This is a genomic window from Nocardia sp. NPDC050713 (assembly GCF_040654315.1).
Classification (GTDB): domain Bacteria; phylum Actinomycetota; class Actinomycetes; order Mycobacteriales; family Mycobacteriaceae; genus Nocardia.
Window position 1 is genome coordinate 43,168 of record NZ_JBFAHS010000024.1, and the last position, 10,534, is coordinate 53,701.

Sequence of the window (10,534 nt, forward strand, 5' to 3'; positions counted from 1 at the left end):
TCAGCGCGCGCCGGTCTGCCCGCCGTAGGGTGGCAGCTGCGGCAGCCGCTCGTCGCGCAGCCAGCTGTCCCACAGCGGACGCAGCGGAACCAGGCTGTAGTGCCCGGCCAGATCGGTGAACTCCTCGGTGCTCACCGAGGAATGCCGGTAGCGCAGCACCCATTCGCGCAGCAGGTCGAAGAAGCCGGGCTCGCCGAGTTCGAGGCGCAGCGCGTGCAGGGTGAGCGCGCCGCGTTTGTACACCCGATCGTCGAACATGCGCTTGGGACCGGGGTCCCCGATGACGATGTCCTGCGGCTGTCGCGCCAGGTTGTGCAGGACGGCGCGGGCCAGCTGATCGGCGGTCGGCCCGCCCGAGGCCTCGGACCAGATCCACTCCGCGTAGCAGGCGAAGCCCTCGTGCAGCCAGATGTCGCGCCACTGGCGCAGGGTCAGGCTGTTGCCGAACCACTGGTGCGCGAGTTCGTGCGCGACGAGCCGTTCGGAGCCGCGGCGACCGTCGCAGTGGTTGGCGCCGAACACCGAGATGCCCTGGGCCTCGATCGGGATCTCCAGGTCGTCGTCGGTGACCACCACCGTGTACCCGCCGAATGGATAGGGGCCGAACCGTTCGGTGAAGACCTCCATCATCCGCGGCTGGCGCGCGAAGTCGTGTTCGAACTCGGCCCGCAGCCGTGGCGGCACGACCGCCTGCATGGGCACCGGTCCGTGCGCCGGGCCGACGCGGTGCTTGCGGTAGTGCCCGATCTGGATGGTGGCCAGGTAGCTGGACATCGGCTCCGGCTGCTCGTACACCCAGGTGGTCTGGCTCGCCTTGGTCTGCTTGCGCATCAGGGTGCCGTTCGCGACGGCGTAGTAGGGGCTGTCGGTGGTGATCGAGATCCGGTAGCTCGCTTTGGAACTCGGGTGGTCGTCGCAGGGAAACCAGGACGCGGCCCCGTTGGGCTGGCTGGCGACCAGTGCGCCCTCGGACAGCTCCTCCCAGCCGACCTCGCCCCACTGCCCGCGCACCGGCTTCGGCACGCCCGCGTACTGGATCACCATCGAGAGCACGCCACCCGCCGGAATCCGCTGCTGCGGCGTGACGACCAATTTGCCGTGCTGGTGACCGTACTTCGCGGCCTTGGCGCCGTTCACGAACACCTTCGACACCGTCAGCGCCTGCGCGAGGTCGAGGCTGAACCGGGGCTGGACGGCGGTGGTGACCGCGGTGATCTCCGCGCGCCCGCTCAGCCGGTTGCTCGCCACCCGGTAGACCAGGTCGAGCTCGTACCGCGAGACCCGATAGCCGCGATTGCCGTTCTGCGGCAGGTAGTCATCGATGGGTTGCTCGTAGAACTTCTCACCCATCAGCCCTCCTCGCCCGGTTCGTGCCACGGTGCGATGGGGTTGCCCCACCACCTGGTCGACGGCGGCACGGTGTCGCCGCGCATGACGAGCGAGGCAGGCCCGACGGTCGCGCCCGCGCCCAGACCCGCCGCGGGCAGGGCGACGCAGTGCGGGCCGAGGGTGGCGCCCGCGCCGAGGGTGACGGTGTCCATGGCCATGATCCGATCGTGGAACAGATGGGTCTGCACCACGCAGCCTCGCTCCACCGTCGCGCCGTCGCCGAGTGTCACCAGATCCGCCTCCGGTAGCCAGTAGGACTCGCACCATACCCCGCGGCCGATGCGCGCGCCGAGCGCGCGAAGCCACAGATTCAGCACCGGTGTTCCGGTCGCGGCGCGGGCGAACCAGGGCGCGGCGACGGTCTCGACGAAGGTGTCCGAGACCTCGTTGCGCCAGACGAACGAGCTCCACAACGGATGCTCCTCGGCCCGGATCCGGCCGACCAGCAACCACTTCGCGGCCACTGCGCTGCCGCACGCGATCGCGCCCGCGACCAACAGCACGACGCCGCTGAGCAGGGCGGTCGGCAGGTGACCGATCCGCTGGGCCAGCCAGGCCAGTGCGAAGAGCACGCCGAGGCCGATGGCGAAGGTGACCAGCACCGGAATCAGCCTGCACGTCTCCACGATCGCCCGCGCGACGCGCAGCCGCCGCGGCGGATCGAAAGTGCGGCTGGCGTCGGCGGTTTCGGAGGCGCGGCGCAGGCGCACGGGCGGGCTGCCGAGCCACGAGGACCCCGCCTTGGCCTTGGACGGCGCGGCAGAGAGCACGGCGACCAGCCCGTTCTTCGGTACCCGGCGGCCGGGCGCGGTCATCCCCGAGTTGCCGAGGAACGCTCGCTTGCCGACCTTGGCCTCGCCGATGCGCAGCCAGCCGCCGCCGAGTTCGTAACCGGCGACCATGGTGTCGTCGGCCAGGAAGGCGCCGTCGGCGACGGTGGTGAACTTCGGCAGCAGCAGCACGGTCGACGCCTCGACGTGCTTGCCGACCTTCGCGCCGAGCAGGCGTAGCCACAACGGCGTCAACAGGCTGGCGTAGAGCGGGAACAGGAAGGTGCGCGCCGAGTCGAGCAGGCGTTCGGTGGCCCAGGCCTGCCAGCCGACGCGGCTGCGCACCGGATGGTGGCCCTCGGTCAGCCCGATGGCGAACAGACGCACCAGGACGACGGTCGCCGCGGCGTACACGCCGAGCACGAGCAGCACCGCCACCGGCAGCACGGCGAAGGCGCGGCCGAGCGCGGCGGTGAGCGTCGTGGTGTCCCGGACCCACCAGGCCAGGAACGCGCCGCCCGCGCCGAGGCCGAGGATCGGGAGGGCGGCGAGCGCCATCGAGGTGATGCCGAAGATCGGGACCCAGTGCCGGGCGCGCGGCGGCGTGTGCGCGGGCCACCGGTGCCGGGCGCGGCCGACCTTCACGGCGGGCGAGCCCGCCCATTCCTGTTCGGCCTTGACCTTCCCCGAAACGGCGGAACCTGGCGCGATCTCGGCGTTCTTCCCGATCCTCGTGCCAGGCAACAGGATCGAGCGCGCGCCGACCACCGCGCCGGGGCCGATGCTGATCGGGCCGATGTGCACGAGGTCGCCGTCGATCCAGTAGCCGGACAGATCGACCTCGGGTTCCACGCTGCACCCGTCGCCCAGTTCGAGCATCCCGGTCACCGGCGGCAGTGTGTGCAGGTCGACACCCTTGCCGATGCGCGCGCCGAGCGCCCGCGCGAAGGGCACCATCCAGGGTGCGCCGGAGAGGTTCTCGGCGCCGCTCGCCTCGGACAATCGCACCGCGGCCCACAGGCGCAGGTGCACCGAGCCGCCGCGCGGATAGCTGCCGGGCGCGATGCCGCGCAACAGCACGCGCGAACCGGCCACGCACAGCGCCATCCGGCCGGGCGGGGAGATGAAGAGCAGGAACGCGATCAGCGCCCACCACCAGGACAGTCGAGGCAGCCAGGGCAGCGATCCCGACCACGCCGCGATATTGCCGACGATGGCCAGCCAGGTGAGCCACTGCAATCCGGTCAGGGTGGTCAGCGGCACCGTGGCGAGTACCTGCACCCACTGCGCGGTGCGGGGGGTGGGACGCACGGTGCGTTCCGCGACCGCGGCGGCGGGGGCGCTGGCGTCGAGCAGGTCGGCGAGCGCGCCGAGGCGCGGATGGTCGTAGAGATCGGCGACGGCGACCCGCGGATAGCGTTCGCGCAGCGCGGTGACCAGCTGGGCGGCGGCGAGCGAGCCGCCGCCGAGGTCGAAGAAGTCGGCGTCGGGGCCGGTCGCCTCGGCGCCGAGGATGGCGTCCCAGAGTCCGGCGACCCAGCGCGCGGTGGGGGACATGTCGGCGTCGGCGGGCTTGGCCTTGGGCAGGGGCCAGGGCAGCGCGTCGCGATCGACCTTGCCCGAGGTGCGGGTGGGTAGCTCGTCGACCACCGCGAGGCGCGGCACCAGCGGCGCGGGCAGTTGGTCGGCGAGCAGTTCGCGCGCCGCGCGCGCGTCGAAGTCGCCATCGGGGCCGGTGAGGTAGCCGACCAGGGTCTTGTTGCCCGCCTTGGTCGTTCGGATCGCGGCGGCCGCTCCCGTGACACCGGGCAGATGCTGGAGCGCGTTGTCGATCTCGCCGAGCTCGATGCGACGGCCGCCGAGTTTGATCTGATCGTCGGCGCGGCCGAGGAAGACGAGCCCGGCGCTCTCGTTGCGGACCAGATCGCCGCTGCGATAGGCGCGTTCCCAGCCGAGCCCGGGCAGTGGAGCGTACTTCTCGGCGTCCTTGGCCGGATCGAGGTAGCGGCCGAGTCCGACGCCGCCGATGACGAGTTCGCCCGATTCGCCCTCGCCGACCGGGTTGCCCTGCGCGTCGACCACGGCCAGATCCCAGCCGTCCAAAGGCAATCCGATGCGAATCGGCGGCTCCCCGGTGAGCAGGGCCGCGCACGCCACAACGGTGGCCTCGGTGGGGCCGTAGGTGTTCCACAGCTCGCGTCCCGAATCCTCGTCCCCAGCAAGGCGTTCGGCGAGTTCGGGCGGCACGGCCTCGCCGCCGAAGATCAGCAGCCGGACCGGTTCCAGCGCCTCGGCGGGCCAGGTCGCGGCCAGCGTCGGCACCGTCGAGACGATGCTGATCTCGCGGCGGACCAGCCAGGGGCCGAGGTCCGCGCCGGTGCGCACCAGCGCGCGCGGCGCGGGCACCAGGCAGGCGCCGTGCCGCCAGGCCAACCACATCTCCTCGCAGGAGGCGTCGAAGGCGACCGAGAGACCGGCGAGGACACGGTCACCGGGGCCGATGGGCGCCTCCCGCAGGAACAGTCGCGCCTCGGCGTCGACGAAGGCGGCGGCGTTGCGGTGGGTGACCGCGACGCCCTTCGGGGTGCCGGTGGAGCCGGAGGTGAAGATGATCCAGGCGTCGTCGTCGGGTGCGGGGAACGTGTGGTCCGTGTCCTCACCGGCCGTGAGAGAGGTTGGGGCGGTGGATGTTTCGACGGCACGGACACCCTCGGCGGTGACGACGGCGCTCACCCGCGCCTCACCGAAGACCAGCCGGGCCCGCTCGTCGGGATCGTCGGCGTCGACCGGGACGTACGCGGCGCCCGCCCACAGCACGGCGAGGATCGTGACGTACAGATCGCCGCTGCCGGAGGGCATTCGGACGCCGACCCGGTCGCCAGCGCGGACTCCGGCCTCGACCAGCTCGGCCGCTCGTGCCTCGACCGCGATGAGCAGCTCGCGGTATGTGATCAGAATCTCGCCGTCATCGATGGCGTGCGCGTCCGGATGGGCACGCGCGGTGGCGGTCAGGATGTCGACGAGGGTGCGCGGCGGAGGCGCCGCAGCGCCGCGTAGCAGGGGGTCGGACAACGACTGCCCGGTCGTCGGGCTAGTGCCCACCGCGGTGTCGACCTGCGGCTGGAGCATCACGTCCGGCCCACCTCTCATAGACCTGCCTTGCGTTTCCCGATGGTTGTTTCACATGAGGGTTACCGATTGGCAAACGCCACGGTGACCAACTGACCACGGTACCCGCGGTACCAGCGATATCTCCGGGGCTGCGGTGTGACGTCGATCGGCGAGCCGAGGCGGGTGGATGGGGCCGTCAGGCGCACTTCCGCATTCGCTCCGTTTGGGCGGCGGCGCCTATCAGGTCGCCGAGGCCGCGGTACCTAGACCCAGCGCGGTGAGAATCCCGGCGCTCGCTTGCTCGAGCCGATCGCGGACCCTCGGGCTGCGCAGGAACGCCACCGCGCGGGCGGCGAGCAGGGCGAGCAGGATCATCTCGACGGCGGCGACGGTGCATTCGATCGCGCCGAGCGCGAGGGTGTTCAGGAAGGTGACCTCGGTCAGGAACTGGGGAAGCACGGCGAGGTAGAACAGGCCGACCTTCGGGTTGAACAGACACGAGACGACGCCCGCCGTGAACGCCGAGCGAACCGAGGGCGCTTTCCCGCTGCCGGAATGGAACTCGGCATCGGCCTGCGCCCGCCGCTTGCGCAACTCGATGAGCGTACGAATTCCGAGGTACACCAAATAGATTCCGCCGACGATCTTCAGCGCGCGATACGCGGTCGCGGATTGCTCCAGCAGCGCGGCGACGCCAGCGGCCACCACCACCGCCCACACCAGGCCGCCGAGCGCCGAGCCCACCGCCGCGGCGATGCCGGGACGGGCGTCCACGATCGAAAAGCGCAGCACCAGAAACGAATCCGGCCCCGGCGTCAGGGAGAGCAGGACGCACAGTCCGACGAAGCTGAGCAGCAGCGAGGGCGTCACCCAACGAGTGCAGCGCAGTTCCCGCGGCGGCGCAACCGACTTTCGGCCGCGCGAATCCAGAGGTTGACAGAGCCGCGTGCGGTCTGCCAATCTCGGGACAGGTCACGAGTGCCAGCGCTAAGCCCCGGCTAGCTGGTCGGCAACCCTCCTCCGCGGTGGGGTGCTCCGGGTGACGACCGGGCCGCCGTCCGACCGGGCGCGGCAAGCGCGGACTCGACGAATCCCTCGATCGCGAGTCCCAGAGCCGACGGGATTACGTGATGACCGCTGTTGTGGACCAGACCTGTGCCGCCTTCGCCCGCGTTTCGGGTGACGATCTGCCGGTGCCGCTCGTGCAGGGTGGAACCCGCACCTACGCCAACTTCGACTACGCCGCGAGCGCGCCGGCGCTGGCCCAGGTCACCGACCGGATCCAGCGGCTGCTGCCGTACTACGCCAGCGTGCACCGCGGCGCGGGCTACGCCTCGCGCATCTCCACCGAGTGCTACGAGGCCGCGCGCGGTTCGGTCGCCCGTTTCCTCGACGCCGCCGACGACCAGGTGGTGGTGTTCACCCGCAACACCACCGATTCGCTGAACCTGCTGGCGTCCTGTGTGCCGGGCGACACCGTGGTGCTCGACATCGAGCATCACGCCAATTTCCTGCCGTGGACGCGGCACGGACGCCGCGTGGTGCGCGCTGCCGACACCGTCGCCGAGACCATCCGGTTGCTGGTGGCGGAGCTGTGCAGCAAGCCCGCCGCACTGCTCGCGGTGACGGGGGCGTCGAATGTCACCGGGGAGGTGCTGCCGTTGGAGCGGCTCGCCGACATCGCGCACCAGTGTGGCGCGCGCATCCTGGTCGACGCGGCCCAGCTCGCGCCGCACCGGCGAATCAGTCTGCGGGAGGCGGGGATCGACTACCTCGCCTTCTCGGGTCACAAGCTGTACGCGCCGTTCGGTGCGGGTGTGCTTGTCGGCCGCCGCGACTGGCTGGATCGGGCCGAGCCCTATCTCGCGGGCGGCGGTGCGGTGCGCGCGGTGAGCACCGAGCGCGCCGAATGGGCGCCCGCGCCGCAGCGGCACGAGGCGGGGTCGCCGAACGTGCTGGGCGCGGCCGCGATCGCCGCCGCCTGTGACGCGCTCGCCGCCATCGATCCCGTGGGGTTGGCCGCGCACGAACGCCTGCTTGCCGACCGCCTGCGCGAGGGACTGTGTGCCATCCCGGGCGTCGAGACGCTGCGCATCTGGTCCGACAGTCCCGATTCCGTCGGCATCGTGGCGTTCACCGTCGCGGGCTTCGCGCCCGGCCACGTCGCCGCCTACCTCTCCGCCGAACACGCCATCGGTGTGCGCGACGGCCGCTTTTGCGCCCACCCGCTGCTCGCCCGCCTCGGCCTCGACGGCGCACTGCGCGCCAGCATCGGCCTCGGCACCACCCCCGCCGACATCGACCGCCTCGTCGACGCCGTCGCCACCCTGGTCCACCGCGGCCCCTCCTGGAACTACGCCGAAACCGACGGCCTCTGGAACCCCACCCCCGAAACCCGCCCCTTCACCGCCGACCCGTCCACCGGCGCCACCCCCTGCCTGATCGCATAAGCCGCTGCAAGATCCGTCGAAAAGCGACGACATAGCGACGGCGCTATATAGCATCTGCGCTATGGGATGGGGTACCGTCGAGTTGGAGCCGGAGGTACGCGCATGGCTGGAAGCACTTCCAACCACGATGTTCGCGAGGGTGGCGTTCCACATCGACCTATTGGCCGACGTGGGGCCACTGCTCGGCGAACCGCACACTCGTCAGCTGGACGGAAAGCGGCGCGAGCTGCGGTTCGACCTCGACAGCAACGCATTCCGGGTGACCTACTGGATTGCCTCGGGCCGCCGGATCGTGTTGCTTACTGTGTTTGCCAAGCAGCGAATGCGGGAGCGGGCTGAGATCGAGCGAGCACGGCGCGCTATGGAGCGCTGTATGGCCGAGCGGCATACGGCCGAGGAGGTTGAGATCCATGGGTGAGCGATCGGACTGGGCGGAGATCAGGGACCGGCGCATGCGCGAGCCGGGGGCGGAAGAGGCTTACGCCGCTGCGAAATTGGCCTATCAGCTCGGTCGCACCATCCGGCAGATGCGGGAGGGCAGGGGCTGGAGCCAGACCACGCTCGCTCAGGCCGCCGGGATGACCCAGTCGGCGGTAGCTCGTTTCGAGGCGGGCGGGACGATTCCGAGTCTGCCCGTGCTGGAGCGCTTGGCGGGCGCGCTGGACGCGGATCTCGTCGTCGAGGTGAAGCCGCGAGTCGCCTGAACTCGCTCAGCCCTCCAGGGAGGACGGGCGGTGGTAGCGGCCGTTGTAGTACAACAGCGGTGCGGCGGCGGGCTTTTCGTCGGTGTTGTCGTGGACGCGGGTGACCAGGCCGACGACGAAGGTGTGGTCGCCGATGGGGATGAGTTGCTGGACAACGGCGCGGACCCAGATGGGGGTGCCGTGCAGGACGGGTTCGCCGGTGTCCAGCGTGGTCCACAGGGAGCGGTCGGTGAAGCGTTCCTCGGCGGAGCGGGAGAAGCGCTTGGCGATGTGCTGCTGGTGTTCGCCCAGGAAGTGGATGACCACGGAATCGGCGTCGAGCATCGCGGCCATGCTGGACGAGGTGTGCGCGATGTTGAACGACACCAGCGGCGGTTCCAGCGAGAGCGAGGCGAAGGAGGTCGCGGTGAAGCCGACCGGTCCCTTCGGGCAGGAGAGCGTGACCACGGTGACGCCCGCCGGATAGTGACGCATGGACGCGCGGTACTGCTCGGCGGTGATGCCGCTCAGGTCGTCGGGGATCCGGACGCCGGTGTGCGGCTGCGGTGCTTCGGTCACATGACGAACGTACGCCCGATTCGCCCGCTCCGGGCCGGGCGATTGTTGTTCGATTGCCGTTCGCCCCGGAAACCCGCAGCTCATGCGGCGGTGTGAGATTCAGTCCACATCGATCGGAAGCCCGGCGGTGATCCGCACCAACTCCCGGAAGGACGTACGGAACAGCGTGTTCGGATGCCCGCCCGCCGCCCACAGCTCCTGGTGCCTGGCCAGCGCGTTGTCCACCCAGGTCGGCAGGTTGGTGGGATGTCCGACCGGCGCGACCCCGCCGATCGGCTGACCGGTCACCTCGCGCACCAGCGCCGCGGGCGCGCGAGTGAGCGTGCCTTCCAATCGTGCGCCGGTCTGCGTCAGGTCCACGTTGTGCGCGCCGGAGACCAGCAGCAGCACCGGGTCCTGATCGAGCAGGAACACAAGCGATTTGGTGATCGCTCCCACCTCGACGCCGAGGGCGCGTGCCGCGTCGGCGGCAGTGCGGGTGGGTGTGGGTTGGCGGAGGATGACACCGTGATGGCCGCGCGCGATCAGCGTGTCGGCGACCCGGCAGGCGACCGGAGGTAGCTGGGCCCTGCTCATGGATCCAGGGTAAGCAAAACCGCGCATTTGCTCCTGCCGAGAACAGACCGCGTTCCTGCCTCGGCGCATTCCCCCTGACGGCCCGCGCAAGCGGCGTATACGCTGTACAAATGACTGACTGGCAGGCTTTCACCGTCGAGACAAAGGACCACGTCGCGCAGGTGACGTTGACCGGCCCCGGCAAGGGCAACGCGATGGGCCCGGACTTCTGGCGCGAACTTCCCGAGATCTTCCGCGGTCTCGACGCCGATCCCGAGGTGCGCGCCATCGTGCTCACCGGCGCGGGCAAGCACTTCTCCTACGGCCTCGACCTCCCGGCCATGGCGGGCACCTTCGGTCCGCTGCTCGCCGACAAGGCGCTGGCCGCGCCGCGCACCGACTTCCTCAAGGAGATCCGGCGGATGCAGGACTCGGTCACCGCGGTGGCCGAGTGCACCAAGCCGGTGATCGCGGCCATCTCCGGCTGGTGCATCGGCGGCGGCCTCGACCTGATCGCGGCCGTCGACGTGCGGCTGGCCAGCGCGGAAGCCAAGTTCAGCCTGCGCGAGGCCAAGGTCGCGATCGTCGCCGACATCGGTTCGCTGCACCGGCTGCCCGGCATCATCGGCGAGGGCCACCTGCGCGAGCTCGCCTACACCGGCAAGGACATCGACGCCGCGCGCGCCGAGAGGATCGGCCTGGTCAACGACGTGTACCCGGACCAGGAAGCCGTGCTGGACGCGGCGCACGCGATGGCGCGCGAGATCGCCGCGAACCCGCCGCTGGTGGTGCAGGGCGTGAAGGACGTGCTGGACCAGAAGCGCGCGTCGGAGGTGGCCGAGGGGCTGCGCTACGTCTCGGCGTGGAACGCGGCCTTCCTGCCGTCGGAGGACCTGACCGAGGCCATCCAGGCCGTCTTCGAGAAGCGCGAGCCGCAGTTCAAGGGTCGATAGGCGTTTGCTTCCGGCGTCCACGCACCCACATACTTGCGACGGAC

The 10,534-nt window shown here is 70.6% G+C and carries 9 protein-coding genes and 1 riboswitch; of the genes, 4 read left to right on the forward strand and 5 right to left on the reverse strand.

All coding sequences use genetic code 11. The features are described from left to right. From AB0H49_RS32145 to AB0H49_RS32155, 3 genes are all read right to left on the reverse strand, one after another. Positions 1–1,350, reverse strand: coding sequence for a M1 family metallopeptidase (locus tag AB0H49_RS32145; RefSeq protein WP_357256542.1), 1,350 nt, complete (start codon positions 1,348–1,350; stop codon positions 1–3). Next, a complete protein-coding gene (locus AB0H49_RS32150) occupies positions 1,350–5,288 on the reverse strand; it encodes a Pls/PosA family non-ribosomal peptide synthetase (protein ID WP_357256544.1) in 3,939 nt (1,312 codons plus the stop codon). The genes AB0H49_RS32145 and AB0H49_RS32150 overlap by 1 nt, the downstream gene beginning before the upstream one ends. 222 nt (positions 5,289–5,510) lie before the next feature. After that, positions 5,511–6,140, reverse strand: a complete 630-nt coding sequence (locus tag AB0H49_RS32155) for a LysE family translocator (protein ID WP_357256546.1) — start codon at positions 6,138–6,140, stop codon at positions 5,511–5,513. A 100-nt stretch (positions 6,141–6,240) separates the two neighbouring features. Next, a riboswitch (SAM riboswitch) is annotated at positions 6,241–6,354 on the forward strand. 46 nt (positions 6,355–6,400) lie between these two features. On the opposite strand from AB0H49_RS32155, the gene AB0H49_RS32160 reads away from it, so the two are divergent. The 3 genes from AB0H49_RS32160 to AB0H49_RS32170 all read left to right on the forward strand — a co-directional run bounded on the left by AB0H49_RS32160 (position 6,401) and on the right by AB0H49_RS32170 (position 8,424). Then, a complete protein-coding gene (locus AB0H49_RS32160; RefSeq protein WP_357256548.1) occupies positions 6,401–7,720 on the forward strand; it encodes an aminotransferase class V-fold PLP-dependent enzyme in 1,320 nt (439 codons plus the stop codon). Positions 7,721–7,781: 61 nt separating this feature from the next. Then, positions 7,782–8,138, forward strand: coding sequence for a type II toxin-antitoxin system RelE/ParE family toxin (locus AB0H49_RS32165; RefSeq protein WP_357256550.1), 357 nt, complete (start codon positions 7,782–7,784; stop codon positions 8,136–8,138). Then, entirely contained in the window at positions 8,131–8,424 is a 294-nt protein-coding gene (locus tag AB0H49_RS32170; protein WP_355000493.1) for a helix-turn-helix transcriptional regulator, read from the forward strand. The genes AB0H49_RS32165 and AB0H49_RS32170 overlap by 8 nt, the downstream gene beginning before the upstream one ends. Positions 8,425–8,430: 6 nt before the next feature. Here AB0H49_RS32170 and AB0H49_RS32175 read toward each other — a convergent pair whose 3' ends face one another. Together AB0H49_RS32175 and AB0H49_RS32180 are read right to left on the reverse strand one after the other, a co-directional pair. Beyond that, positions 8,431–8,982: a flavin reductase family protein gene (locus tag AB0H49_RS32175; RefSeq protein ID WP_355000492.1), complete on the reverse strand. Its 552-nt coding sequence runs from the start codon at positions 8,980–8,982 to the stop codon at positions 8,431–8,433. Between the two features lie 99 nt (positions 8,983–9,081). Next, the gene (locus AB0H49_RS32180) at positions 9,082–9,558 is read right to left on the reverse strand and encodes a YbaK/EbsC family protein (RefSeq protein ID WP_355000491.1); all 477 of its coding nucleotides are present in this window, start codon (positions 9,556–9,558) and stop codon (positions 9,082–9,084) included. 110 nt (positions 9,559–9,668) lie between these two features. On the opposite strand from AB0H49_RS32180, the gene AB0H49_RS32185 reads away from it, so the two are divergent. Beyond that, positions 9,669–10,490 carry a crotonase/enoyl-CoA hydratase family protein gene (locus tag AB0H49_RS32185; RefSeq protein WP_355000490.1) on the forward strand — a complete coding sequence of 274 codons (822 nt, stop codon included), beginning with the start codon at positions 9,669–9,671 and terminating at the stop codon, positions 10,488–10,490. Positions 10,491–10,534 lie beyond the last annotated feature (44 nt).

What these genes read in the sequence shown, in the direction of transcription:
- AB0H49_RS32150 (WP_357256544.1), bottom strand. Translation starts at nt 5,288, where the DNA reads ATGCTCCAGCCGCAGGTCGACACCGCGGTGGGCACTAGCCCGACGACC.
- AB0H49_RS32165 (WP_357256550.1), top strand. Translation starts at nt 7,782, where the DNA reads ATGGGATGGGGTACCGTCGAGTTGGAGCCGGAGGTACGCGCATGGCTG.
- AB0H49_RS32160 (WP_357256548.1), top strand. Translation starts at nt 6,401, where the DNA reads ATGACCGCTGTTGTGGACCAGACCTGTGCCGCCTTCGCCCGCGTTTCG.
- AB0H49_RS32180 (WP_355000491.1), bottom strand. Translation starts at nt 9,558, where the DNA reads ATGAGCAGGGCCCAGCTACCTCCGGTCGCCTGCCGGGTCGCCGACACG.
- AB0H49_RS32170 (WP_355000493.1), top strand. Translation starts at nt 8,131, where the DNA reads ATGGGTGAGCGATCGGACTGGGCGGAGATCAGGGACCGGCGCATGCGC.
- AB0H49_RS32145 (WP_357256542.1), bottom strand. Translation starts at nt 1,350, where the DNA reads ATGGGTGAGAAGTTCTACGAGCAACCCATCGATGACTACCTGCCGCAG.
- AB0H49_RS32185 (WP_355000490.1), top strand. Translation starts at nt 9,669, where the DNA reads ATGACTGACTGGCAGGCTTTCACCGTCGAGACAAAGGACCACGTCGCG.